The sequence below is a fragment of the Mycobacterium sp. SMC-13 genome, from assembly GCF_045311035.1.
In the GTDB taxonomy this organism is placed as follows: domain Bacteria; phylum Actinomycetota; class Actinomycetes; order Mycobacteriales; family Mycobacteriaceae; genus Mycobacterium.
This window is the reverse complement of sequence record NZ_JBJIAI010000016.1, coordinates 62,819-88,351: the sequence shown is the minus strand read 5'-3', so window position 1 is coordinate 88,351 and position 25,533 is coordinate 62,819. Positions and strand designations below refer to the sequence as shown.

23 protein-coding genes, 2 tRNA genes and 1 pseudogene are annotated in these 25,533 nt (G+C 66.7%); 20 read left to right on the top strand and 6 right to left on the bottom strand.

The features are described from left to right. Positions 1-54 precede the first annotated feature (54 nt). Positions 55-615: a hypothetical protein gene (locus tag ACJH6I_RS21810; protein ID WP_318985549.1), complete on the top strand. Its 561-nt coding sequence runs from the start codon at positions 55-57 to the stop codon at positions 613-615. Between the two features lie 57 nt (positions 616-672). Further along, positions 673-1,080: a DUF2628 domain-containing protein gene (locus ACJH6I_RS21805; protein ID WP_318985548.1), complete on the top strand. Its 408-nt coding sequence runs from the start codon at positions 673-675 to the stop codon at positions 1,078-1,080. On the opposite strand, the gene ACJH6I_RS21800 is transcribed toward ACJH6I_RS21805, so the two are convergent. Continuing rightward, positions 1,077-2,288, bottom strand: coding sequence for an alkane 1-monooxygenase (locus tag ACJH6I_RS21800; RefSeq protein ID WP_318985547.1), 1,212 nt, complete (start codon positions 2,286-2,288; stop codon positions 1,077-1,079). The genes ACJH6I_RS21805 and ACJH6I_RS21800 overlap by 4 nt on opposite strands. 369 nt (positions 2,289-2,657) lie before the next feature. Then, positions 2,658-2,731: transfer RNA gene (locus ACJH6I_RS21795), tRNA-Gly, on the bottom strand. A 122-nt stretch (positions 2,732-2,853) separates the two neighbouring features. On the opposite strand from ACJH6I_RS21795, the gene ACJH6I_RS21790 reads away from it, so the two are divergent. The 4 genes from ACJH6I_RS21790 to ACJH6I_RS21775 all read left to right on the top strand — a co-directional run bounded on the left by ACJH6I_RS21790 (position 2,854) and on the right by ACJH6I_RS21775 (position 5,892). Next, positions 2,854-2,930 (top strand) — tRNA-Pro (locus ACJH6I_RS21790). Positions 2,931-2,969: 39 nt separating this feature from the next. After that, a complete protein-coding gene (gene tig / locus ACJH6I_RS21785) occupies positions 2,970-4,466 on the top strand; it encodes a trigger factor (protein WP_318985546.1) in 1,497 nt (498 codons plus the stop codon). A gap of 185 nt (positions 4,467-4,651) precedes the next feature. Continuing rightward, on the top strand, positions 4,652-5,245 hold the full coding sequence (locus tag ACJH6I_RS21780) for an ATP-dependent Clp protease proteolytic subunit (RefSeq protein ID WP_020102210.1): 594 nt from the start codon (positions 4,652-4,654) through the stop codon (positions 5,243-5,245). Between the two features lie 11 nt (positions 5,246-5,256). Next, positions 5,257-5,892 (top strand): ATP-dependent Clp protease proteolytic subunit, encoded by a 636-nt coding sequence (locus tag ACJH6I_RS21775; RefSeq protein WP_318985673.1) that lies wholly within the window; start codon positions 5,257-5,259, stop codon positions 5,890-5,892. Positions 5,893-5,949: 57 nt separating this feature from the next. On the opposite strand, the gene ACJH6I_RS21770 is transcribed toward ACJH6I_RS21775, so the two are convergent. Both ACJH6I_RS21770 and ACJH6I_RS21765 read right to left on the bottom strand, forming a co-directional pair. Beyond that, positions 5,950-6,984 carry a hypothetical protein gene (locus ACJH6I_RS21770; protein WP_406784480.1) on the bottom strand — a complete coding sequence of 345 codons (1,035 nt, stop codon included), beginning with the start codon at positions 6,982-6,984 and terminating at the stop codon, positions 5,950-5,952. After that, positions 6,981-7,301 (bottom strand): hypothetical protein, encoded by a 321-nt coding sequence (locus ACJH6I_RS21765; RefSeq protein ID WP_406784479.1) that lies wholly within the window; start codon positions 7,299-7,301, stop codon positions 6,981-6,983. The genes ACJH6I_RS21770 and ACJH6I_RS21765 overlap by 4 nt, the downstream gene beginning before the upstream one ends. Before the next feature lie 201 nt (positions 7,302-7,502). Between ACJH6I_RS21765 and ACJH6I_RS21760 the strand changes: the two genes are divergently transcribed. The 5 genes from ACJH6I_RS21760 to clpX all read left to right on the top strand — a co-directional run bounded on the left by ACJH6I_RS21760 (position 7,503) and on the right by clpX (position 12,669). Continuing rightward, positions 7,503-8,717 (top strand): hypothetical protein, encoded by a 1,215-nt coding sequence (locus ACJH6I_RS21760; protein ID WP_346414367.1) that lies wholly within the window; start codon positions 7,503-7,505, stop codon positions 8,715-8,717. Continuing rightward, positions 8,714-9,208 (top strand): hypothetical protein, encoded by a 495-nt coding sequence (locus tag ACJH6I_RS21755; protein ID WP_406784478.1) that lies wholly within the window; start codon positions 8,714-8,716, stop codon positions 9,206-9,208. Before ACJH6I_RS21760 ends, ACJH6I_RS21755 begins: the two co-directional genes overlap by 4 nt. 19 nt (positions 9,209-9,227) lie before the next feature. Continuing rightward, positions 9,228-10,349, top strand: a complete 1,122-nt coding sequence (locus ACJH6I_RS21750) for a BTAD domain-containing putative transcriptional regulator (RefSeq protein WP_346414369.1) — start codon at positions 9,228-9,230, stop codon at positions 10,347-10,349. Positions 10,350-10,393: 44 nt separating this feature from the next. Further along, entirely contained in the window at positions 10,394-11,047 is a 654-nt protein-coding gene (locus ACJH6I_RS21745; RefSeq protein WP_406784477.1) for an RsiV family protein, read from the top strand. Between the two features lie 341 nt (positions 11,048-11,388). Next, a complete protein-coding gene (gene clpX / locus ACJH6I_RS21740) occupies positions 11,389-12,669 on the top strand; it encodes an ATP-dependent Clp protease ATP-binding subunit ClpX (RefSeq protein ID WP_020102203.1) in 1,281 nt (426 codons plus the stop codon). Between the two features lie 53 nt (positions 12,670-12,722). Here clpX and fdhD read toward each other — a convergent pair whose 3' ends face one another. Beyond that, entirely contained in the window at positions 12,723-13,547 is an 825-nt protein-coding gene (gene fdhD / locus ACJH6I_RS21735; RefSeq protein WP_406784476.1) for a formate dehydrogenase accessory sulfurtransferase FdhD, read from the bottom strand. Continuing rightward, complete coding sequence (locus tag ACJH6I_RS21730) at positions 13,535-15,841, bottom strand: FdhF/YdeP family oxidoreductase (RefSeq protein WP_406775702.1); 2,307 nt, start codon at positions 15,839-15,841, stop codon at positions 13,535-13,537. The genes fdhD and ACJH6I_RS21730 overlap by 13 nt, the downstream gene beginning before the upstream one ends. Positions 15,842-16,148: 307 nt before the next feature. Here ACJH6I_RS21730 and ACJH6I_RS21725 point away from each other — a divergent pair, with 307 nt between their 5' ends. The 9 genes and pseudogenes from ACJH6I_RS21725 to ACJH6I_RS21685 form a co-directional block, all read left to right on the top strand. Further along, a complete protein-coding gene (locus tag ACJH6I_RS21725; protein WP_406775703.1) occupies positions 16,149-17,528 on the top strand; it encodes a rhodanese-like domain-containing protein in 1,380 nt (459 codons plus the stop codon). Positions 17,529-17,548: 20 nt separating this feature from the next. Then, positions 17,549-18,751 carry an FAD-dependent oxidoreductase gene (locus ACJH6I_RS21720; protein ID WP_406784475.1) on the top strand — a complete coding sequence of 401 codons (1,203 nt, stop codon included), beginning with the start codon at positions 17,549-17,551 and terminating at the stop codon, positions 18,749-18,751. A 34-nt stretch (positions 18,752-18,785) separates the two neighbouring features. Further along, complete coding sequence (gene trxA, locus ACJH6I_RS21715; protein ID WP_212812322.1) at positions 18,786-19,148, top strand: thioredoxin; 363 nt, start codon at positions 18,786-18,788, stop codon at positions 19,146-19,148. Between the two features lie 67 nt (positions 19,149-19,215). Further along, positions 19,216-19,995 carry a sulfite exporter TauE/SafE family protein gene (locus ACJH6I_RS21710; RefSeq protein WP_212812321.1) on the top strand — a complete coding sequence of 260 codons (780 nt, stop codon included), beginning with the start codon at positions 19,216-19,218 and terminating at the stop codon, positions 19,993-19,995. A 95-nt stretch (positions 19,996-20,090) separates the two neighbouring features. Beyond that, positions 20,091-20,243, top strand: a complete 153-nt coding sequence (locus ACJH6I_RS21705; RefSeq protein WP_020102196.1) for a hypothetical protein — start codon at positions 20,091-20,093, stop codon at positions 20,241-20,243. A gap of 351 nt (positions 20,244-20,594) precedes the next feature. Continuing rightward, complete coding sequence (locus ACJH6I_RS21700) at positions 20,595-22,550, top strand: 2-oxoacid:acceptor oxidoreductase subunit alpha (RefSeq protein WP_212812320.1); 1,956 nt, start codon at positions 20,595-20,597, stop codon at positions 22,548-22,550. Next, positions 22,547-23,629 (top strand): 2-oxoacid:ferredoxin oxidoreductase subunit beta, encoded by a 1,083-nt coding sequence (locus ACJH6I_RS21695; protein ID WP_212812319.1) that lies wholly within the window; start codon positions 22,547-22,549, stop codon positions 23,627-23,629. The genes ACJH6I_RS21700 and ACJH6I_RS21695 overlap by 4 nt, the downstream gene beginning before the upstream one ends. 7 nt (positions 23,630-23,636) lie before the next feature. Then, entirely contained in the window at positions 23,637-24,215 is a 579-nt protein-coding gene (mobA, locus tag ACJH6I_RS21690; RefSeq protein ID WP_212812318.1) for a molybdenum cofactor guanylyltransferase, read from the top strand. A gap of 965 nt (positions 24,216-25,180) precedes the next feature. Continuing rightward, positions 25,181-25,402, top strand: a pseudogene (locus ACJH6I_RS21685) (transglycosylase family protein); the annotation flags it as partial. Positions 25,403-25,533: the final 131 nt, after the last annotated feature.

Here is a 25,533-nt window from a genome sequence, read left to right as displayed (position 1 = left end):
ACCTGCTGATTTACGGGATACGCTCCCGGCACCCTGCTGGGAGGAGATCGACTTATGGCAGACGCAGAGACCGAACCGGTGGCAAACGCTCACACCGCATCGGCACCGACGGGCTGGTTCACCACCGACACCGGCAAGGTGCTGATAATCGGGGGCGGTGCTGTCCTCATCTTGTTGATCCTGTTGGGGATCGGATCGCTCGCCGGATTCAAGATCCCCCCGCCAGCGCCTGAGCCCCCGGCCACCCCCACCAGCTCGACCACGTCGGCTCCCGCCGCCACATCGTCGGCCTCGACGACCACCACACCGGCCCCGGCACCTGCGCCTGCACCGGCCCCCACGCCGACGACGACCGCGCCCACGACCCCCGCGCCCGCGCCACCGACCCGTCCCTCGACGGCGACGACCCAGGCCCCGACGACCTACACGCCGCCCGCCCGCCAGTACACGCCGCCGGCCAGCGCACCGGCCCCGGCGCCTCCGCCCGCCCCGTCACCGTCGGCGACCGCGACCGCGACGGCGAGCTCGGAAGCCCCCGCCCCGGCCAATCCGCCGCAGTTCAACGTCATTCGCACGACCAACGGCGTGGCGCGGCCGATTCCGGGTAGCAGCTAGGCGCGCGGGGAGACCCGAGCGCACAAACAAAACTGCACGGCCGTTAATGTTGGTGAAGTGTCACAGCAACTTCCCAGCGTCACGGTGTCCCCGTCGTGGCAGAAGCGGTTCGACTTCTTCAACGCCTACGGTCTGCCGAACTCGACGCCGGAGTCCAAGGCCGCCTACAAGGCCCTGACGTTCCTGGAGCGGGTGAAGCTAACCTCGAACATCCTGGCTTTCCTGTTCGGCCCCATCTACTTCTTCGTCAAGGGCATGTGGCGCAAGGGGCTGACGCTGCTCGGGATCTTCGTCGCGGTGGAGGTGGTGCTCGTCGTCCTCAACGTGTCGGATTCCCTCGCCCGTGCCATCGGATTCGGTCTTGCCGCCATCGGTATGTCGACCGCGAACTACGCGTACTACCTGCACGTGGTGCGGGGGAGCCAGTCGTGGAACCTGTTCGAGGGGCACGGCCGGCAGCGCTAGCTGCCGTCGAGCGCCAACCGCTGCAGCTGCCGCGGGCTCAGTGCGGTGCGCCGGACATCGCCGTCGTAGAGGGCAAGGACGCGCGGATCCATCACGCGGCGCCACAACGCCGGAACGAGGCTGAGGACCAGCATCGCGGTGTAGTTGCTCGGCAGCTGCGGCGCATCCTCGGCGTGCCGGATCACCTGGTAGCGATGTGACGGGTCGATGTGGTGGTCGGAGTGCCGCTGCAGATGCAGCAGGAACACGTTCATGATCACGGTGTTGCTGTTCCAGCTGTGCGACGGGCGCAGCCGCTCGTAGCGACCCGACGGCAGTTTCTGTCGGCGCAGTCCGTAGTGCGACAGGTAGTTCATGGCCTCGAGCAGGAAGATGCCGATGAGCGCCTGGCCGAACAGCCACGGCAGCACCACGGGCCGGAACCACAGGGCCAGCCCGGCGAACAGGATGAGGCTCAACAACCATGCGTTGAGCACGTCGTTGCGTAGGCTCCAGCGTGAATGGCCTTGGCGGCCAAGACGTTTGGCCTCGATTCGCCACGCCGAGCGGGTGCTGCCGACGACCGAGCGCACGACGAAGAAGTACACGTTCTCGCCGAAGCGGGCACTGGCCGGGTCCTCCGGCGTCGCGACGCGGACGTGGTGTCCGCGGTTGTGTTCGACGTAGAACTGGCCGTACCAACTCTGGGCGAGCGCCAGCTTGCTCAGCCACCGTTCGGCGCGGTCGCGCCGGTGGCCCAGTTCGTGGGCCGCGTTGTTGGCGATGCCGCCGGACAGGCCGACCGCCACCATCAGCCCCAGCTTGTCGCTGAACGTCAACGTGACCCACCCGCCGCCGGCCCACACCCAGCAGCCGAAAGCCAGAGCGAGGTACTGCGTGGGCAGGAACATGTGGGTGGCGAACCGGTAGAACTTGTCCTGCTGCAGCTCGGCCAGGATGCGGTCGGGCGCACGATCGCCCTTCTCCCGCCCCAGCAGATGATCGGCGGTGGGCCCCGCCACCAGGATCACGAAGAGCGCGGTCCACCAGAAGAAGTGCAGCCGCGTGGTCCACACCAGGAGCCAGGACAGCGTCACCGCGCCGGGGGCGGACGGAACCAGTAGCCACAGGTATCTCTTCGGGTCCCGCCACGTGCCCTCAGCAACCTCTGAACCCACGTCGACGGGCCGCCGGTTCCGGCGGTACGAAGAGATGATCGACGCGGTCATCGGGCATTTATACCGCCGCCGCTGTCGAGTCTCGACTCGGATGGCAAAACTATTTGCCAGTGTGTCCTGAATTTCCTCCATAAAAAGTCTTTGAGCTGCAGCTTTTAGGGGAAAATCAGGTGCCGGTCGATATTGCGGCAATTTGCATCGAATTGGCAGGAAACTCCCAGAATTCGGCGGAATCGCCGCACGTGTGGACGCAATATATTGGTCGCTCGGTCAATAAATATCAGGCGCTACCGGGCAAAGTCATTTTTCGGCAGGCGCACCGCTGTCGCGCCGCCGCCCGGCGGCGCGGTCCGGGCACGGGGCGCGGCGTCAGAAAACGGGCCCCAAATCAAAAGGACCGGCCTGGTCAGGCCGGTCCTCTGGAGCGGGCGACGGGAATCGAACCCGCGTAGCTAGTTTGGAAGACTAGGGCTCTACCATTGAGCTACGCCCGCGTGCACTGCTGCGATCACAGTACCGGCAGACAGTACCGGGACAGCGGCCGCCAATCCAATTGATGGTGTCGCGTGTCTAGGACGTAGTATCTCGACCGCGGTAATGCGACCGCGACGAGGCACGGGGTGTAGCGCAGCTTGGTAGCGCATCCGCTTTGGGAGCGGAAGGCCGCAGGTTCAAATCCTGTCACCCCGACCACCGACTGATGGCAAGTATCAAAAAACAAGGAGTAACGCTGTGAAGAGCACCGTGGAGCAGTTGAGCCCCACCCGGGTTCGCATCAACGTGGAGGTGCCCTTCACCGAGCTTCAACCCGAGTTCGACCAGGCCTACAAGGAGCTGGCCAAGCAGGTCCGCCTGCCCGGCTTCCGTCCCGGCAAGGCCCCGGCCAAGCTGCTCGAGGCCCGCATCGGCCGCGGCGCGGTCCTGGAGCAGGTCGTCAACAGCGCCATCCCGGCCCGCTACGGCGAGGCCGTCACCGCCCAGGACGTCAAGCCGCTGGGCCAGCCCGAGATCGACATCACCAAGCTCGAGGACAACGACGAGCTCGTCTTCACCGCCGAGGTCGATGTCCGCCCGGAGATCACCCTCCCGGACCTGAAGGCCCTCACGATCACCGTCGACCCGATCGTCGTCAACGACGACGAGGTCGACGCCGAACTGCAGAACCTGCGCGCCCGCTTCGGCACCCTGACCGGTGTCGACCGCGCGGCCGCCGACGGCGACTTCGTCTCGCTCGACCTGTCGGCCACCGTCGACGGTGAGGACGTGCCGGAGGCCAAGACCGAGGGCCTGTCGCACCAGATCGGCTCCGGTCAGCTGATCGAGGGTCTCGACGAGGCCATCATCGGCCTGAAGGCCGGCGAGTCCAAGGAATTCCCGACCACGCTGGCCGCCGGCGAGCACGCCGGTAAGGAAGCCCAGGTCACCGTCACCGTCAAGTCGGTCAAGGAGCGCGAGCTGCCGGAGCCCGACGACGACTTCGCCCAGCTGGCCAGCGAGTTCGACACCATCGAAGAGCTCAAGGAGAGCCTGGTCGCCCAGGTGCGCCGGGTGAAGCAGATCGGCCAGGCCGAGCAGATCCGCGACAAGGCCGTCGAGACCCTGCTGGAGCAGATCGAGGTGCCGCTGCCCGAGGCCATCGTCCAGGCGACCGTCGACGAGACCGTCCACAACGCGATCCACGGACTCGACCACGACGAGGCCAAGTTCGAGGAGCAGCTCAAGGAGCAGGGCAGCAGCCGCGAAGAGTTCGACGCGGACACCCGCACCAACGCCGAGAAGGCCGTCAAGACCCAGCTGCTGATGGACGCCATCGCCGACGAGCTGGACGTCAAGGTCGGCCAGGGTGACCTGATGGAGCGCATCGCCCTGATGGCCCGCCAGTACGGCATCGAGCCGCAGCAGCTGATCCAGATCCTGCAGCAGAACAACCAGCTGCCGTCCATGTTCGCCGACATCCGTCGCGGCATGACGATCGCCGCTGTGGTCTCCGGTGCGACCGTCACCGACACCGACGGCAACACCGTCGACACCGCGGAGTTCTTCGGCCCGGCCGGCGACGCCGAGGCCGAGGTCGCCGAGGCTGCCGACGAGGCCGAGGCTCCCGCCGCCGACGAGCCCGAGGCCGTCGAGGACGAGAAGCCCGCCAAGGCCAAGAAGGCGAAGGCCGAGGCCAAGGACGAGAAGCCGGCCAAAGAGAAGAAGGCCAAGAAGGCGAAGGACGAGGATTAATTCCTCGAACCCCGATCGTGGTACAGGTGCCGCAGGTGTCTTCAGTGATGCCTGCGGCACCGTCCGCTCTCCGGCGACTGTGACGCTGTGAGCGAACTAGACCGCGTCGGGGACTCGCGGCCGTCGGCCGTTGGTTAATGTCGTGTGGACGAACTCGAGAAAGCAGGTATCCAGTCGTGACTGACATGCGTTCAAGCGCACCGGGGCTCAACCTCACGGACTCGGTCTATGAGCGTTTGCTTGCCGAGCGCATCATCTTCCTGGGGTCGCAGGTCGACGACGACATCGCCAACCGGCTGTGCGCGCAGATTCTGCTGCTGACGGCCGAAGACCCGTCCAAAGACATCCACATGTACATCAACTCGCCGGGTGGCTCGATCAGCGCCGGCATGGCGATCTTCGACACCATGGAGTTGTCGGAGTGCGACATCGCCACCTACGCGATGGGTATGGCGGCGTCGATGGGCGAGTTCCTGCTGGCCGCCGGTACCAAGGGCAAGCGACATGCGCTGCCGCACGCGCGCGTCCTGATGCACCAGCCGCTCGGTGGCGTCACCGGTAGCGCAGCGGACATCGCCATCCAGGCCGAGCAGTTCCACGTCATCAAGAAGGAAATGTTCCGGCTCAACGCCCAATTCACGGGCAAGAGCATCGAGCAGATCGAGGCCGACTCCGACCGCGACCGCTGGTTCACCGCGCAGGAAGCGCTGGAATACGGCTTCGTCGACCACATCATCACCCGTGCAAACCTCAACGGCGGCAAGGGAGCCTCGAAGTGATCTCCAAGCATCTGAACCCGGAGCTGGCTCCGCAGGCCCGCTACATCCTGCCGCAGTTCAGCGAGCGCACCCACCTCGGTGAGCGCATCGTCGACCCCTACGCCAAGCTGTTCGACGAGCGCATCATCTTCCTGGGTGCCCAGGTCGACGACGTGTCCGCCAACGACGTGATGGCCCAGCTGCTGGTGCTCGAGTCGCAGGACCCCGATCGCGACATCACGATGTACATCAACTCGCCGGGTGGCTCGTTCACCTCGCTGATGGCGATCTACGACACCATGCAGTACGTCCGCGCCGACATCCAGACGGTCTGCCTCGGTCAGGCCGCCTCGGCCGCTGCGGTGCTGCTGGCCGCCGGTACGCCGGGCAAGCGCATGGCCCTGCCGAACGCCCGTGTGCTGATCCACCAGCCGTCGCTCGGTGGCGTCATCCAGGGGCAGTTCTCCGACCTGGAAATCCAGGCCGCCGAGATCGAGCGCATGCGCACCCTCATGGAGGAGACGCTGGCGCGGCACACCGGCAAGGATGCCGCGACCATCCGCAAGGACACCGACCGCGACAAGATCCTCACCGCGACCGGCGCCAAGGACTACGGGATCATCGACACGGTCCTGGAGTACCGCAAGCTCTCGGCCCAGAAGGCCTGAGTCCCACAACGTACAGCGGCCGCCAGCCTGTTCAGGCTGGCGGCCGCTGACGTTTGTTCAGCCCTTGGCTGCGGCAGTCTTCGCGCCGCCGGACGACGCGCCGCCCTTGGCGGCCTTCTTGTCCTTGGCCTTCTTGTCGGTCGCCTTCTTGCCCTTCGTCGAATCGTGTTGCGCTGACGACGAATTGTCGGTGCCGGACTCGGACTTCTCCGGCTTGGTGTCCGGCTTGGTGTCGGGCTTTTCCGGCTTGGTGGCCGGCGCCGGATCGCCACCGGGCTTGGTGGACGAATCGTCGGTCCCGTCCGTCGTCTTGGCCGGCGTCGACGGGGTGCTTGCGGTCGGCGTCGGAGAAGTCCGCTTGGTACGCGACTTGCTGACGGACTTGGTGGGCTTCTTCTCGGTCTGGGTGGACGGCTTCTCGGCGGCGGCGGCGTCGTTCGTGCCGGCGTTACCGGTCGCGGGGGAGTCCGGCTCCGACGACTTGTCCGTCGCGGCGGTCGCGCGCGGCGTGGTCGACGCCACCGACACGGTGGACGGCAGCTCCGGCTTCACCACTTTGAACGGCAGCGCCTTGCCCGTCACCAGGACCGAGATGAAGTTCGCGACGGCGATGGCCGGTGACAGCGCCGCGAACGCCGCGCCGGCGATGGGCGCGAGCGGAGCGAGTGCCGACGGCAGCTGCAGTCCGGATGTCAGCGCAGACGGCACTGCCGCCAACGTCGAGCCGGCGGCACCGGCCGCATCGGTCACCCGCGTCTTGACGGTTTCGATGGCCTGCTGGACCGGGTTGGCCGCGGTCGGGGACGGGGTCGCGGCGGCGGACTCCGGGCTCGCGGTTGCCGCTGCCGGGGCGGCGGCAGCCGGGACCAGCGCCGTCACCACCTGAGTCAGGTTCGCGACCAAGTCGTATGCGAACGTTCCCACCACCTGGAACGGGAGGGTGAACGCATACGACACCAACGCGATCGGTAACCACGGGAGGTAGAAGGGATCGGTGGCCGCGCGATTCAGCATCACCAGCGGTATGGAGATCACGGATACCGCGGTGCTCTTGGCCGCCTCGACCACGGCCACCCCGAGGGCTTTGATCACGTCGACGACGAGACCGCCGGCAGTGGCCAGAGGGTCGGTGGCGGCCAGGGCACCGGCCCCGCGAACGTGTCCGTCGCCGCGGCGGCCGTGATCTGCTCGCGCAACTCCTCCTCGCGGGTTGTCATCTCCTGGACGAACGCCGCGAACTGGACCGCGCGACTATCCAGGCGCGGGGCGCTGATGGGCGCGGCGTGCGACTGGATGGCGAGCTGCCCGTTCGGTGTCAGGACGCAGGCGGCCGCGACGACGCCCGCCAGCGGCAGGCATTGGAGCCGTCGGCGCGCGGTGGCGGTCGTGGCGGGGCTGGGGTGATTCATCGCGCGGTGGCCTTCCCGTATTCGATTGCGTGCGTTGATCGCCGGGGAGTGGTCCTCCCCGGCAAGAAGACTAATTGACGCAGCTGGAACATTATGTCGAATGTCGAAGGCCGCCGCTCGGCGCGCGCCAAGAATTCACCAAGACGACCACCGCACCCTGTGACACGACCACGAATTCCGGCCATTCGAACAGGACCTGCCATGAGTCGACACCCACACCGCACCGCCGCCGCTCTGGCCTCGGCCGCCCTGGCCGTGTCCCTGACGGTCGGATTGCCAGTGGCCCAGGCGAATCCGACTCCCGATGCCGCGATGCAGGTGCCGTGGAACCAGGTCGGTGACGGCTGGACCCTGGCCACCTGGAATCCGGTCGCCGCACGCCGTCCGGGTGAGCGGCCCGCGCCCGACGAGGCGCCGCCCGAGAAGGCCGCCGACACCCTGTACCTGATCGATCCGGCGGGGCACCGGTACGCCATCACGACGTTCGCGCCCAACGACAAGGGGTGGAAGCCGCATCTGCTGGACTGGTCGGGTGACGGCGGTCGGGCGCTGTTCTCGATGGGTGACGACACCGTCATCGTGGTCGATCTGCACACCGGCCACCAGACGTCCTTCCCGACGCGCGCCTCCGCCCGTTTCAGCCGCCCGAACGGCCAGGCGATCGTGCTGTCGAGCAGCAGCCAGGACCAGCCGAGCACCTTGCAGCGCGTCGACCTCGCCGGCAACGTGCAACTGACCTACCCGACCGAGAACCTCGCCGGCGCCGGCCGATTCGGCGGCGACTACCTGGAAACCCCCGACGGCACGACGCTCGTGCTGTCGACGGCCAACCGGCGCAACGACGCGGCCCCGCGAACGGACAACAGCTTCGTGCTCATGGGCAATGACGGCACCGTCGGGCGGGTGCTGCCGGTACCGATGCCCGGCGCCGTCTGCCGGACGACGCGGTGGCTGGCACCAACGGATTTCGTCGCCAGTTGCACGGCGCAGAAGTCCGCCGGAAGCCAGCTGTGGAAGGTGCCGATCGACGGCTCGGCGCCGACCGCGCTCACCGCCGTCAACAACGCGAAGAACGAACCGGGATTCGACGGCGACTACGGCGATATCGACGCCTGGCAGTTGCCCAGCGGCACCTTCGTGCAGTCGCTCGGTGCTTGTGGCGTCATCTTCCTCTCCCGCGTGACCGCCGACGGGCATACCGAACGGGTCCGGGTGCCGGGCGCGGGCAACAACATCGACGTCGTCGGGGCGTCCGGCGACTCGTTGATCCTGAAGTCGACGAGCGGCTGCAGCCCGTCGACGGCGCTGATGGCCTACGACCCAGCCGTCAACGCCACCAAGGTGCTGCTCGGCCCCACCGTGAACGACGGCCGCGTCGTCGACGCCATGACATTCGCGGAGGGCTACCGGTCATGAGGCGGTTCGCGTCCGCGCTGGTGGCCGTCGCTGCCGCGGCCACCCTGTCGCCGGCCGCGCACGCCGACGACCAGCTGACCGCCGAGGCCTGCGGCTGGGTGCACCCCGACGAAGCCGCGGTCTTTCTCGAAGGTCCGGCGACGGCCGAACCGATCCGGACCCAACTGCCCGAATTGTCTTGTGTCTACCGGGCTTTCGACGAGCCACTGGGGCGGCGGAGCCTGGAATCCGACGTCCGGTTCGCCGATGCGTTCCCGTGGGACGCCGCGACGACATTCCGCCAGGTGGCCGAGTGGCCCAGGGCCACCGCGGTCGACGGCGTGGGCCTCAAGGCGGTCTGCACGTACGAACCGAATGTCACGCCGCCGTCGACGACGCTCACGGTGCTGTTGACGGGCGAACGGATCTATCGCGTCACGGGCAGTTACGTGTGGCGGTGCGAAACGCTGAAGACGTTCGCGGAACTGGCAATAGCCCGCATCGGCCGATAGCACCCGATACCCTCGGCCCATGCGGCCGACCGGAATCGATTTCGGTGTTCTGGGCACGCTGCGGATGGCCGTCGACGACCGCGTCGTCTCGCTGGGCGCACCCAAGCAGCGCGCGGTGTTCGCGATGCTGCTGCTGAGCCGCGGCCGCCCGGTGTCGGTGGACGCGTTGATCGACGCGGTATGGGAGCAGTCACCGGCCGCGGCCGCCCGCACCGCGCTGCACTCCTACATCTCCAATCTCCGAAAGATCCTGGCGGAGTCCGGAATGCCGCGGGAGACCCTGGCCGCCGCCCCGCCCGGATATCGACTCGACGTGCCGGAGGACGCGACCGACCTGGGGCGCTTCGAGAAGGAGAAGGTCGCCGGGGTACGGGCGGCGGCCGCCGGTCAGTTCCCGTCCGCGGCGGTACACCTGTCGGCGGCTCTGGCGCAGTGGCGGGGTCCGGTCCTCGGCGACCTGTCCGACTTCGCCTTCGTCGATGCCGTCGCGGCCGCGCTGGTCGACGAGCGCATTTCCGTGGAGACCGCACGTGCGGAAGCCGAAATCGCCTGTGGCCAGGCTGCTCTGGTGATCGGCCCACTGGAGACCCTCGTCGCCGAACACCCGTACCGCGAACCCCTGTGGGCGCAGTTGATCACCGCGTACTACAGCTGCGGACGACAGGCGGACGCGCTCGACGCGTTCCGCCGCGTGAAGTCCATCCTGGCCGAGGACCTCGGTATCGATCCCGGCTCGGCGATAAGTGCCCTGCAGCAACGCATTCTGCGTCAGGAACCACTCGACGTACAGGGCGCCGCGCAGGCGACGGCGGTGCACACCATCGGCCGGCTGCGGTCCGGCTCGACCCGGTCGACCGCATCCCGGGCGGGGCTGCGCGACGCGTCCGGGCAATGGTTTGCCTTGCGCGCGATGGCGACCCGCATCGGTCGCCTGGCCGACAACGACATCGTGCTCGACGCGGCAGACGTCAGCCGCCACCACGCCGTCATCGTCGACGCGGGCACCGGACCGGTGATGGTGGACCTGCGCTCGGCCAACGGCGTGTACGTGCAGGGCACGCGCATCGAGGCCAACACAAACCTGTTCGACGGCGACCGTATCCGCATCGGCGCGCATGAATTCACCCTCGAACTCCGGTAGGGCACGCCAAGAATCTGCCAAGGGCTGCGGCGAACCATGTGGGCATGAGGATTTCGGTTCTTGCCCTGGCCGCGGTGGTGACGTTCCTGAGCGTCGCGCCGGCGGCGTCGGCGCAGCAGGCGTGTGGTGCCCTGGGCGGGACACCCGACGCCACCGGCATGTGCCGGATCCATGAGGTCGGTACCGGATACGAACGGACCGTCGCTTTCCCGGTCGACTATCCGGACCAGCGGGCGGTCGCGGATTTTCTGGCCCAGGACCGCGACGGTTTCGTCGGCTGGGTCGCCGACTTCGGCGGCGGCCGGGTGTACACGGAGACCGTGACGCGGACGGTGTACCGCTCGGCGCGGAGCCAGAGCCTGGTGCTCAAGGTCGTCGACCCGACGGGCCTGGCCCACGAAGGACATCCCGACATCCGGTACCGGACCTTCACGTACGGCGCCGGCGGACCGGTCACCATCGACTCGCTGTTCGGCCCGGGCTCCGATCCGGTGGCGATCCTGACGCCGGTGGTGCAGAGCGCGTTGAAGGCGCGCAACGCGGCGCTGATCGAACCGGACCGCGCCTCGTACCGGAACTTCGCGCTCACCGACGACGCCGTCACCTTCTTTTTCGGCGAGAGCCAGCTTGCGGGCAACGGTGGCCCGCTCACGGTGGCGGTGCCGGTCGACGAGCTGGGCGGTCGGCTCCAGGGATAGCCCGCACGGGTCGGGTGCTTGCGCTGGCCGCGAAATGCGTCGGCAGCTTCGATGTGCACACGGTAGGGTTGCGGATAGGTGAACAGCCCTGATCAGAGGCCTGCCGAGCCAACGCCACCCGGCGCCGGAAAGACACGCCAGAATCACGGTCAGCGCGCCGAGGGGTGGCAAGCCACCGATCGGGCTATGTTCTCCTGCACACGGATAAATACCACCGGAGCGATTCGACCCTTTCGGTCGCACCGCGACGGAGCGAACGGGTAGCGTCGGGATCACACCCGCAGTAACCCACTATCTGGTGTAACGACTGACGGCGACCGGAGAAAGTAGGGCCTCACCCCATGGCGCGCATCGGAGACGGCGGTGACCTGCTGAAGTGCTCGTTCTGTGGAAAGAGCCAGAAGCAGGTCAAGAAGCTGATTGCTGGACCTGGCGTCTACATCTGCGACGAGTGCATCGATCTCTGCAACGAGATCATCGAGGAGGAGCTGGCCGACGCCGACGACGTCAAGCTCGACGAGCTGCCCAAGCCCCAGGAGATCCGGGACTTCCTCGAGGGCTACGTCATCGGTCAGGACAACGCCAAGAAGACGCTGGCCGTGGCCGTCTACAACCACTACAAGCGCATCCAGGCGCAGGAGAAGTCGCGCGACTCCCGGGGTGAGCCGGTCGAGCTCGCGAAGTCGAACATCCTGATGCTCGGGCCGACCGGTTGCGGCAAGACCTACCTGGCGCAGACCCTCGCCAAGATGCTCAACGTGCCGTTCGCGATCGCCGACGCGACCGCGCTGACCGAGGCCGGCTACGTCGGCGAGGACGTCGAGAACATCCTGCTGAAGCTGATCCAGGCCGCCGACTACGACGTCAAGCGCGCCGAGACCGGCATCATCTACATCGACGAGGTCGACAAGATCGCCCGCAAGAGCGAGAACCCGTCGATCACCCGCGACGTGTCCGGCGAGGGCGTGCAGCAGGCCCTGCTGAAAATCCTCGAGGGGACGCAGGCGTCGGTACCGCCGCAGGGCGGTCGCAAGCACCCGCACCAGGAATTCATCCAGATCGACACCACCAACGTGCTGTTCATCGTGGCCGGTGCGTTCGCGGGCCTCGAGAAGATCGTGTCCGACCGGGTCGGCAAGCGCGGTCTGGGCTTCGGCGCCGAGGTGCACTCCAAGGCCGAGATCGACACCCAGGACCACTTCGCCGAGGTGCTGCCCGAAGACCTGATCAAGTTCGGCCTGATCCCCGAGTTCATCGGCCGTCTCCCGGTCGTGGCGTCGGTGACCAACCTGGACAAGGAATCGCTGGTGTCGATCCTGTCCAAGCCGAAGAACGCCCTGGTCAAGCAGTACGTCCGGCTCTTCGAGATGGACGGGGTCGAGCTGGAGTTCACCGACGACGCCCTCGACGCGATCGCCGACCAGGCCATCCACCGCGGGACCGGTGCCCGTGGCCTGCGCGCCATCATGGAAGAGGTCCTGCAGCCGGTGATGTTCGACATCCCGAGCCGCGACGACGTCGCCAAGGTGGTCGTCACGAAGGAAACCGTGCAGGACAACGTGCTGCCGACCATCGTGCCGCGCAAGGCGCCCCGCTCGGAGCGTCGCGACAAGAGCGCCTAGCACTCGCAAACGGAAAAGCCCCCGCTTCCGGCGGGGGCTTTTCCGTATCACGGCTACCGGACGATGCGGTCCGGCCGGGTGTAGACGTTCATCGACTCGCCGCGCAGGAACGCCACCAAAGTGAGCCCGGCCTGGCTGGCCAGGTCGACGGCCAACGACGACGGTGCGGATACCGCCGCCAGCAGCGGGATACCGGCCATGACGGCCTTCTGCGTCAGTTCGAACGACGCCCGGCCGCTCACCAACAGGACGGTGGGGGTCAGCGGAATGCGGCCCTGCTCGAGCGCCCACCCGATCACCTTGTCCACCGCGTTGTGCCGGCCGATGTCCTCGCGGGCGACGAACATCTCACCGTCGGCGCTGAACAGGGCGGCGGCGTGCAGCCCGCCGGTGCTGTTGAACACCTTCTGGGCCTGGCGCAACTGCTGGGGCATCGCTGACAGGGTGGCGTTGGTGACGGTGGTCGGGTCATCGCCGGGGGAGTAGTGGCTGACGGTCCGGACGGCGTCGATGGAGGCCTTGCCGCACACGCCGCACGACGAGGTGGTGTAGAAGTTGCGGGTCACGTCGACCGACGGCGGCGGGACGTGCGGCGCCAACATCACGTCGAGCACGTTGTAGGTGTTGCTGCCGTCTTCGGTGGCGCCGCGGCAGTAGGCGACGCGGGCGATGTCATCGCGGCGGGCGATCACGCCCTCGGTGAGCAGAAACCCTTGGGCGAGTTCGACATCCGAGCCCGGCGTCCGCATGGTGACGGTGAGGGGAGTGCCGTTGACCCGGATTTCCAGGGGCTCCTCGACAGCCAGGGTTTCCGGGCGGGAGACGGCGCCGCCGGCGGTGACGTGTTCGGCTCGGCGCCGTGCGGTTACCCGACCCATGGTTCCAACCTGATCACCACGGCCTTGGACACCGGCGTATTGGATTTGCGGGCAGTGTGGTCCAACGGGATCAAGGGATTGGTCTCCGGGTAGTAGGCCGCGGCATTGCCGACGGGTGTCGAATAGGGCACCACCAGAAAGTCTTTCGCGCGGCGCTCGTGGCCGTCGAATTCGGAGACCAGGTCGACGCGGCTGCCCTCGGCGAGACCGAGGGCAGCGATGTCGGCCGGGTTGACGAACACCACGCGCCGGCCGCCCTTGACGCCGCGATAGCGGTCGTCCAAGCCGTAGATGGTGGTGTTGTACTGGTCGTGGCTGCGCAGGGTCTGCAGTACCAGCCGGCCCTCGGGCACCGGCACCCATTCGACGGGTTCGACCGAGAAGTTGGCTTTGCCTGTGTGCGTGGGGAATTCGCGGGAGTCCCGGGGTGGGTGAGGCAGCTGGAAGCCATCCGGCTGACGGACCCGGGTGTTGTAGTCGGCGCATCCGGGAACCACGTCCGCGATGGCGTCGCGGATGCCGTCGTAGTCGGCGTTGAAGGCTTCCCACGGCACCGGGTGCGCCGGCCCGAGCAGGGTCCGGCCCAGTTGGCAGACGATCGCGACCTCACTGCGCACCTGGTCACTGGGCGGTGTCAGGCCGCCGCGCGACAGATGCACCATCGACATCGAATCCTCCACCGACACCACCTGTTTGCCGCCGGCCTGGAAATCCTTGTCGGTGCGGCCCAGCGTGGGCAGGATGAGTGCGGTGCGGCCGTGAACGACATGGCTGCGATTGAGCTTCGTCGAAATCTGCACCGTGAGAGCGCAATTGCGCATGGCTGCGGCGGTGACGTCGGTGTCCGGGGTGGCCGAGACGAAGTTGCCGCCCATCCCGATGAAGACCTTGGCGTGCCCGTCACGCATGGCCCGGATTCCGTCGACGGTGTCGTGACCGTGCTTGCGCGGTGAGGTGATGCCGAACCGGGCGTCCAGCGCGGCCAGGAACTCTTCGGGCATCTTCTCCCAGATGCCCATGGTCCGGTCGCCCTGCACGTTGGAGTGGCCGCGCACGGGACACACGCCCGCGCCGGGCTTTCCGATCATGCCGCGCATGAGAAGCAGGTTGGTGGCCTCGCCGATGGTGGCCACCGCGTGCTTCTGCTGCGTCAGGCCCATCGCCCAGCAGATGATGGTGCGCTCCGAGCGGATCAACGCGTCGGCGACCCGCTCCAACTGGTCCCAGCTGATGCCGCTCGCCGCGGTGACGGTATCCAGATCGACTGCGCGGGTGCGGCTTTCGTAGTCCTCGAAACCGGCGCAGTGCCGGTCGATGAAGTCGCGATCCAATACGGTTCCGGGCGAACGGTTCTCGGCTTCCAGCAGGAGCCGGCCCAGACCGGCGAACAGCGCCATGTCGCCGCCGATGCGGATCTGTACGAACTCGTCGGCGATGGGCACGCCGTGGCCGACGACGCCGTGCACCTTCTGCGGATCCTTGAACCGCATGAGTCCGGCCTCGGGCAAGGGGTTGATCGCGATGATCGTGGCGCCCCGCGCTTTTGCCTTCTCCAGCACCGACAGCATGCGCGGGTGGTTGGTGCCCGGGTTCTGCCCGGCGATGACGATGCAGTCGGCGTGGATGACGTCGTCGACGGTCACCGAGCCCTTGCCGATGCCGATCGACTCGACGAGCGCGGTGCCCGACGACTCGTGGCACATGTTGGAACAGTCCGGCAGGTTGTTGGTGCCGAAACTGCGCGCGAGCAATTGGTAGAGGAACGCGGCCTCGTTGCTGGTGCGGCCGGAGGTGTAGAACAACGCCTCGTCGGGGCCGGCGAGGGCGTTGAGCTCGCGGGCGATCAGTGCGTACGCGTCGTCCCAGTCGATCGGGCGGTAATGGCTGTCGCCGGGCGCCAGCACCATCGGGTGGGTCAGGCGGCCCTGCTGGGACAGCCAGTATTCGGGCTTTTCGGCGAGTTCGGCGACCGGATGCCGGGCGAAGAATTCCGGGGTGACCCGGCGCCGCGTCGCTTCCTCGGCCACTGCCTTGGCGCCGTTCTCGCAGAACTCGGCGAGCTTGCGTCCGCCATGTTCCTCTGGCCACGCGCAACCCGGGCAGTCGAAGCCGTGCCGCTGATTGATCCTGGTCAGTGTCTCGGCGGTGCGCAGCGGACCCATCTGCCGGAGCCCGCGCTGCATGCTGACCATCACGGCCTTGACCCCGGCGGCTTCGTGTTCGGCGCCGGTCACCGCTATGTCGTGTTCGTCGTAGGTGGCGTCGACATCGTGGCCGTCTCTGACGGTGGTCATCTCTCCAATCTAATCCGGGAAATCTGGGATTCAGGTCCGGAATGAGGCATCGGTCATCGGCATTTCAGATGCCCTGATAGGTGGCGCCTATCGCCGGGTGGTACGGCGCCCGTGACCAGCACCACCCGGTGCGCGGGACCTAAGCCTCTACGCCGGGTATACGGGCCGGGGTACTTTTCAGGAGAGCGCGACAGATACCCCCGCCCGTATTTTCGAGGTTGGAATAAGATACCCCCAGGGGTATATTGAATACCCATGAGGGTGTAGCTCGAAGTGGTGCTACCCAACGAGGAGAAAGAAGCCGCTGATGATCCTGCAGCAGTATTACCTGGATTGCCTGTCGCACGCGTCCTACCTGATCGGTGACGAAACCACCGGGCGCGCAGTGGTTGTGGACCCGCAGCGCGATGTGGCCGGATACCTTGCCGATGCCGAGGAGCATGGGCTGACCATCGAATTGGTCATCGAGACGCACTTTCACGCAGACTTCCTCTCCGGTCACCTCGAGCTGGCGAAGGCCACCGGGGCCAAGATCGTCTACTCATCTGTCGCCGAGACCGAGTTCGAGTCGACGGGTGTCGCCGACGGTGAGCGCTACTCGCTGGGCGACGTGATGCTCGAGTTCCGGCACACCCCCGGACACACTCCCGAGTCGATGAGCGTGGTGGTGTACGAGCACGCCGACGACCAGACGCCCTACGGCGTCATGACCGGAGACACGCTCTTCATCGGCGATGTCGGCCGCCCCGACCTGCTGGCCTCGATCGGTTTCACGCGAGAAGAACTGGCGGACAAGCTCTATGAGTCGCTGCACAACAGGCTGATGACGCTGCCCGATGCGACCCGGGTGTACCCGGCGCATGGCGCCGGCTCGGCCTGTGGCAAGAACCTGTCGACCGACCTGTGGTCGACGATCGGTGATCAGAAGGCGACGAACTATGCGCTGCGCGCCACCGACAAGGCCTCGTTCATGAACCTCGTCACCGAGGGGCAGCCGCCCGCGCCGGGCTACTTCGTCTACGACGCGATCCTCAACCGCAAGGATCGCGAGCTGCTGGACGAGACGAAGCTGCCGTCGGCGCTGACCTACGAGCAGGCTCGTGCGGCGATCGACGCCGGCGCCGTCCTGGTGGACGGCCGTGGCCCCGAAGATTTCGCGCTGGGTCACCTGCGCGGCGCCGTCAACATCGGCCTGCAAGGCCGTTACGCGGAGTTCGCCGGTTCCGTCCTGCCGTCCGACGTCGACATCGTGCTGTTCACCGAGCCCGGCGAAGAACTCGAGGGCAAGAACCGGCTCGCCCGGATCGGTTTCGACCGGGTGATCGGCTACGTGGCGGAGCCGTACGCGGCGTTGGTCGCCCACCAGGGTGACGTCCAGGGGGCCTCGCGGTTGACCGCCAAGGCTTTTGGCGAACGGGTCGCCGCGCTGCCGAACCTGCAGATCGTCGATGTCCGCAACCCCGGTGAGGTCGCTGCCGGGACCATCCCGAATGCCATCGGCATCCCGGTGGGTCAGTTGCCCGCGCGGCTCGGTGAGCTCGACCCCGCCAAACCGACCGTCGTCTACTGCGCCGGTGGGTACCGCTCGTCGGTCGCGGCAAGTCTGTTGCGGCGGAACGGATTCAACGACGTGAGTGACATCTTGGGTGGCTATGGCGCCTGGGCAGAAGCCGTCGAGAACGCCTGAAGACAGGAGACATCACAGATATGACCAGCACTGCCAAGCACCAGATCGTGATCGTCGGCGGCGGCACCGCCGGCATCACGGTCGCGGCCCGGTTGCTGCGCAAGGGCTACACCGACGTCGCGGTCATCGAGCCCTCGGACAAGCACCACTACCAACCGCTGTGGACCCTTGTCGGCGGCGGACAGGCGCAGGCCGCCACGACCGAACGCGCCGAGTCCGCGGTGATGCCCAAGGGCGCAACGTGGATCCGGAACGCCGCGAGCGCCTTCGATCCCGACGCCAACACGGTCACCTGTGTCGACGGCGCCACCTACGAATACGACGCGCTCGTGGTCTGCCCGGGCATCCAACTCGATTGGGATCGCACCGAGGGGCTGGCGGAGACGCTGGGTCGGGACGGCGTCTCCTCGAACTATCGCTTCGACCTCGCACCGCGGACCTGGGATTTCATCCGGAACCTGCGGTCGGGTACGGCGGTGTTCACCGTGCCGTCCGGCGCCATCAAGTGTGCCGGCGCGCCGCAGAAGATCGCGTATCTGGCGTCCGACTACTGGCGGTCACAGGGCGTGCTCAAGGACATCGACGTCCACCTGGTCATGCCGGGCGCGCGGCCGTTCGGGATTCCCGCGATCGCGGACAGTCTCGACAAGGTGATCGCCGACTACGGCATCACCTTGCACACCAACTCCGAGGTGACCCTGGTCGACGCGGCGTCGCACAAGGTCGGCGTCACCAGTGTGGGGGAGGGTGGCACCGACGCCATGCTGCCCTACGACGTCCTGCACGCCGTGCCGCGGCAGTCCGCGCCGGACTGGATCAAACGCAGCGCGCTGTCGACGGGTGACGCCATGGGCTACGTCGACATCGACAAGCACACCATGCAGCACGTGCGGTACCCCAACGTCTTCAGCCTCGGTGACGCCGGTTCGTCGCCGAACTCGAAGACCGGCGCCGCGATCCGCAAGCAGGCCCCGGTGGTGGTCGAGAACATCGACTCCTTCTTGACCGGCCGTCCGCTGGGGGCGTCGTACGACGGCTACTCGTCGTGCCCGATCGTCACGTCGTCGGACGCGATGCTGCTCGCCGAATTCGACTACGACTTCAACCTGAAGCCGTCGTTCCCGCTGCTCGATCCGGTCATCCCGCACCGGGCGTACTGGTACCTGAAGAAGTACGGACTGCCGTTCATGTACTGGAATCTGATGTTGAAAGGCCTTGCTTAGCAAGGTAATTGCTCGACCATGAAAGGAATTCGTCATGACCACCAAAACCCTGACCGCCGCCGACTTCGAGGCGACCATCACCGGCAATCCCATTGTTCTCATCGATTTCTGGGCGTCGTGGTGCGGTCCGTGTCGTGCATTCGCTCCGGTTTTCGACCGATCGGCGCAGTCGCACCCTGATGTGGTGCACGCCAAGGTCGACACCGAAGCGCAGCAGCAGCTTGCCGCGGCGCTCGAAATCCAGGCGGTCCCAACGATCATGGCGTTCCGCGACGGCATCCTCGTGTACCGCCAGCCCGGTGCGATGCCGGCCGCGGCGCTCGAGGATCTGATCACCCGGGTCAAGGCGCTCGACATGGCCGATGTGCGTGCCCAGATCGCAGCCAAGACGCACTGACCGAGATGTCGTCGCGCGCATGCGCGCGACGCGTCCCGCCGTTTCCGTTTGAGGAGAGTGACGTTCCGTGAATATCGTTCTCGCCCTTGGCCTGGGCGCCGTCATCGGCGTCCTGCTCGGCCTGCTCGGCGGCGGAGGTTCCATTCTGGCGGTACCGGCGTTGGTCTATGTGCTGGGGCTCGGCATCGAGCAGGCGATTCCGATGTCGCTATTGGTCGTCGGCATCGCCTCGGCGGTGGGCGCGCTGCCGAAGATTCGGGCCGGCCACGTCCAATGGCGGTTGGCCGCAGTCTTCTCGGCGGCCGGTATCCCGGCGACCTTCATCGGCAGCGCCATCGGCCGCCACCTGCCGCAGCCGGTGCTCCTCGTCGGCTTCGCCGCGGTCATGGTGCTCGCCGGAATCCGGATGCTGCAGGACAACGGCGGCACCGGTACCGCCTGCAGAGTCGGTGATTCCGGCATCGACTGGCGCCGCTGTGCCTCCAGATCGATTCCTGCGGGTTTCCTCGTCGGGCTGCTCACCGGACTCTTCGGCGTCGGCGGCGGCTTTCTGATCATTCCGGCGCTCGTGTTGATGCTCGGGGTGGAGATGCCCATCGCGATCGGTACCTCGCTGCTCATCATCGTCGCGAACTCGTTGGCGGGCCTGCTGTCCCACCTCAGCGGCACCAGCATCGATTGGACGGTCACCGCGGCGTTCGTCGGTACCGCGATCGTCGGTTCGCTGGTCGCCGGCCACCTGGGCACCCGGCTCGACACCGGGCGACTGCAGCGCTGGTTCGCCTACCTGGTCTTCGCGATCGCCGCGTATGTGCTCATGGACACCGTCGCCGTGAGCTTCTTGTGACGTGACCAGCGGTGTCCGCAAATCTTCACCGGACCGACATGTCGGCGTCCCGTCGCGTGACGTGCGCGGTTGCCCAGCTTCTGGACAATGGCCGTATGGATACCGATACCGGACGTGGTACGCCGGGTCGCCGCGCCTGGGCCGACCCGCTGGCGTTGGGGTTCCAGGCACACCGGCAGCTGATGTTGCTCCGCCTGCGGTGGCACGGCCGCCGTCTGGACACCCGTCCAGACGGGCAACCGGACTGACGCCTAATCGCTTGTGCCGCCGGATGTTTCCGATGCGGCCGAGTGCTAGCGCGGACCGCTACCGATCGGTAACCGCGTTCTTAGGAATTCCACCTGCCGGAACGTGATGAAAGCCACATTTTGACAGGTGTCAAGCGGCCGCAATCGATTTGACGTGCGCATTTGTGGGGCCGCCACACCGCCTGCAATGGCGCGTCCTGGCGAGTGCACCCTAAGAGAAGTGCAATAATCGGTACTAGCAGTGACATCAAAATTTTGGCGGGCGCCGGGCTGGCGATCGTGAGCACCGTTCTGCGGCGTCTCCGAAACAGTGCGACGGACGGTCGAAACAGAGTGTGAAAGGCAGGCGTCGTGGGTCTCAACGACGACGACAACGGCACCGGCGCCGGGAGTGGCGCAGCCTCGCGGCAGAAGCTCGAGAAGGTCGTCATCCGCTTCGCCGGTGACTCCGGCGACGGTATGCAGCTGACCGGTGACCGGTTCACTTCGGAAGCCGCGCTCTTCGGCAATGACCTTGCGACGCAGCCGAATTACCCCGCCGAGATCCGCGCACCACAGGGCACTCTGCCCGGTGTGTCGTCGTTCCAGATCCAGATCGCGGATTACGACATCCTCACCGCCGGTGACCGTCCCGACGTGCTGGTCGCCATGAACCCGGCCGCACTCAAGGCCAACGTCGCCGACCTGCCGCGCGGCGGCATGATCATCGCCAACTCCGACGAGTTCACCAAGCGCAACCTGGCCAAGGTCGGGTACGAGGAGAACCCGCTCGAGAACGACGAGCTGTCCGAGTTCGTCGTCATCCCGGTGGCGATGACCACGCTGACCCTGGCCGCCGTCGAGGCCATCGGCGCGACCAAGAAGGACGGTCAGCGCGCCAAGAACATGTTCGGGCTCGGCCTGCTGTCCTGGATGTACGGCCGCGAGCTGGAGCACAGCGAGGCCTTCATCCGTGAGAAGTTCGCCCGTAAGCCCGAGATCGCCGAGGCCAACGTGCTGGCGCTCAAGGCCGGCTGGAACTACGGCGAGACCACCGAGGCCTTCGGCACCACCTACGAGGTGGCCCCGGCCAAGCTCAAGTCCGGTGAATACCGCCAGATCTCCGGCAACACGGCCATGGCGTACGGCATCGTCGCCGCCGGTCAGCTGGGTGACATCCAGGTGGTGCTCGGCACCTACCCGATCACCCCGGCCAGCGACATCCTGCACGAGCTGTCCAAGCACAAGAACTTCAATGTCCTGACCTTCCAGGCCGAGGACGAGATCGCCGGTATCGGCGCGGCCATCGGTGCCTCGTACGGCGGCGCGCTCGGCGTGACCAGCACGTCGGGCCCCGGTGTCTCGCTGAAGTCGGAGGCCATCGGCCTCGCGGTGATGACCGAGCTGCCGCTCATCGTCATCGACGTGCAGCGCGGTGGCCCGTCCACCGGTCTGCCGACCAAGACCGAACAGGCCGACCTGCTGCAGGCGCTGTACGGCCGCAACGGCGAATCGCCCGTCGCGGTGCTGGCGCCCGCCTCCCCGTCGGACTGCTTCGACGTCGCGGTCGAGGCCGCGCGGATCGCCATCACCTACCACACGCCGGTGATCATCCTGTCCGACGGCGCCATCGCCAACGGTTCGGAGCCGTGGCGGATCCCGGACATCGCCGGCTACCCGGCCATCGAGCACACGTTCGCCAAGGCGGGCGAGCCGTTCCAGCCGTACGCGCGTGACCCCGAGACGCTGGGCCGCCAGTTCGCCATCCCCGGTACCGCGGGTCTGGAGCACCGCATCGGTGGTCTCGAGGCGGCCAACGGCTCGGGCAACATCTCCTACGAGCCCAAGAACCACGACCTCATGGTCCGGTTGCGCCAGCTCAAGATCGACGGCATCAAGGTGCCCGACCTCGAGGTCGACGACCCGAGCGGCGAAGCCGAGCTGCTGATGCTCGGTTGGGGCAGCTCGTACGGCCCGATTGGCGAAGCCTGCCGCCGCGCCCGGCGCAACGGCGTCAAGGTTGCCCACGCGCAGCTGCGCCACCTCAATCCGTTCCCGGCGAACCTCGAAGAGGTGCTGCGTAGGTACGACAAGGTCGTCGTGCCGGAGATGAACCTCGGCCAGCTGGCGCTCCTGCTGCGCGGCAAGTACCTGGTCGACGTCCAGTCGGTGACCAAGGTCGAGGGCATGGCGTTCCTGGCCGACGAGGTCGAGGGCATCATCAGCGCGGCGCTGGACGGATCGCTGCGCGAGAAGGAAACTGACAAGGCCAAGTTCGCACGGCTGGCAGCCGCCACCGTGGAAACCGGTGTGGGAGCAAACGCATGACGGATCTGATCGGTGCTGATCTGGGCCTGACCGAAGCCCTCAGCAAGACTGCCCTGGTTCCGACCACGGACCAGCCGCAGAAGGGCAAGGACTTCACCAGCGACCAGGAGGTGCGCTGGTGCCCGGGTTGCGGTGACTACGTCATCCTCAACACCATCCGCAACTTCCTGCCGGAGCTGGGCCTGCGCCGCGAGAACATCGCGTTCGTCAGCGGCATCGGCTGCTCGAGCCGGTTCCCGTATTACCTGGAGACCTACGGCTTCCACTCGATCCACGGTCGTGCCCCGACCATCGCCACCGGTCTGGCGCTGGCGCGCCCGGACCTGTCGGTGTGGGTCGTCACCGGTGACGGTGACTCGCTGTCGATCGGTGGTAACCACCTGATCCACGCGCTGCGCCGCAACATCAACATCACGATCCTGCTGTTCAACAACCGGATCTACGGTCTGACCAAGGGTCAGTACTCGCCGACCTCCGAGGTCGGCAAGGTCACCAAGTCGACCCCGATGGGCTCGCTGGATCAGCCGTTCAACCCGGTGTCGCTGGCCCTGGGTGCCGAGGCGACGTTCGTCGGCCGCGCGCTGGACTCCGACCGCAAGGGTCTGACCGAGGTGCTCAAGGCCGCGGCCCAGCACCGCGGTGCCGCCATCGTCGAGATCCTGCAGGACTGCCCGATCTTCAACGACGGTTCGTTCGACGCGCTGCGCAAGGAAGGCGCCGAGGAGCGCCTGATCAACCTGCAGCACGGCCAGCCGATCACCTTCGGCGCGGAGAACGAGTACTGCGTGACCAAGTCCGGCTACGGACTGGAGATCGGCAAGACCGCCGACGTCGATCCGTCGGACATCGTGGTGCACAACGCTCACCTCGACGACCCGGCGTACGCCTTCGCGCTGTCGCGCCTGTCGGAGCAGAACCTCGAGCACACCGTGATGGGCATCTTCCGTCAGGTGAACCGCCCGACCTACGACGACGAAGCGCGGGCTCAGATCGCCTCTGCGCGGGAATCCAAGGCGCACGACACCGCCGCTCTGCAATCCTTGCTGCGTGGCAAGGACACCTGGACCGTCGAAGAGTAACGACACCTTGAACGAAGACGCCCCGCTGGCCGCAGTTGTACTGGCCGGCGGGGCGTCTCGTCGTATGGGGCGCGACAAGGCCACCGTGCGGTTCCGCGGGCCGGCGGGGGAGATCACGTTCGTCGAGCAGACGGTGGCGACGCTGCGGTCCCGCTGCCAGGCGGTGTTCGTCATCGCCGCCCGCGGCCAGGCGCTGCCTGACCTGGACGCGGAAGTGCTGCGCGACGCGACCCCGGGGGTCGGACCGCTGCTGGCCACCGCCCGTGGTTTGCGCGCCGCGGCCGACGCCGGATACCCGCGCGCGTTCGTATGTGCCGTCGACATGCCGTATCTGACGGCCGAGCTGATCGACGAGCTCGCCGAACACGCGGCCCGGGTGGACGCCGACGTGGTGCTGCCCTGGGACGGGCGGGACCACTACCTGGCGGGCATCTACCGGACCGCACTGGCCACTCGGGCCGACGAGCTGGTGGCCCACGGGCGGCGCAGCATGCGGGCCCTGGTCGACACCTCCGACACCCAGCGCGTGGTGATGGACCGGCAGCGGGCACTGGTCAACGTCAACAGCCCGGACGATTTCGTCTGACCCACAGCAAAGGTCCATCGCCCGGCTGTGAATCCCTGAATTCCTCGCTGTTCCACGAATTCGAATAACTGCGATTTCCGCGCTCTGCGCCCAATTCGGAAATTCATCGTCGCAATTCCGAACAATTCGTCGCCTGGGGCATTCGCGAATTCGAAACCTGTTGCAGTGCAACAGGTTTAGTTGTTCACCAGCGTAGGTGGTCGGTTAACGCTGCTCGAACAGTGCGCATCGGACGCATGAAAAGTGCTGATTGGCGGCGGTGTCGAGCGGCCCTAGCGAGTCCCGCCGGGTTTGACGCGTCCGTCGGCAGCGAACTGCGGCGCCGGCGCAACTGGATTTCACCGGGCGACACGCCGGATGTTTAGCGGCGGCGCTGCCGAAATGTGCCGCTGACCTGCGACGACTGTGACTCGTGTGAATTGAATTCTGTGTGCCACGCCACAATTTCATGGTGACCTCTATCACGAAATGTTGCCGAACCGTGATTTGTTAGGGGTGCTTTATATATCGCGTGACCTGCTTATGTTCCTCTCAGGTTCGGCTGTGATCTGCTTGTTATCTGGCTGGGACCGGTTCGACATTGCCGCGCGAATTCTTGCTACGGTCCTCGTGCTGCTCCAAGAGAGCAAACAACTGAAAAACCATGAACCTGCGTGTGAGCGGGATCGCGGTGGGACCAGAGCAGATGGCCTGTTGCCCGTGGCGTCCGCCGGCCTCGAGCCCGGACCGATCAAACCGCCCCCGCTGTCGTGTCCGACCGAGACGACACGATTCAGCCCCCTAACGCCTGCCCGGCAGGCAGCAGTTCGCACCGCCTATGCGCGGGCGATGTTTGGCGCGCGCTCGGCGAGAGGAACAACGTGAAGAACATCCGCACAACGCTTGGACTGGTTGCCGTTGCTGGGGCAGTTGCTGTGGCCCCGATGGTCATCGGAACCGGTACCGCGAATGCGGACGGCGGCCACAACTGGGACGCCGTTGCAGCCTGTGAGTCTGGTGGCAACTGGTCCATCAACACCGGCAACGGTTACTACGGCGGGCTGCAGTTCAACCTCGGCACCTGGCGTGCCAACGGTGGTTCGGGCATGCCCCACACCGCCAGCAAGGACGAGCAGATTCGAGTCGCCGAGAACGTCGCCGCCCGTCAGGGCATGGGCGCTTGGCCGGTCTGCGGCCGTCGGGGCTGATTCCCGAAGGCTCAGGGCGCCACAACCGCGCCGACGAGACAAGCAGAGGGCGCCGGACCACAAGGTCCGGCGCCCTTTGTCGTCGTCACCGCCGTTGCCCCGGCGTCCACGGATGATCCGTCACTTGATGA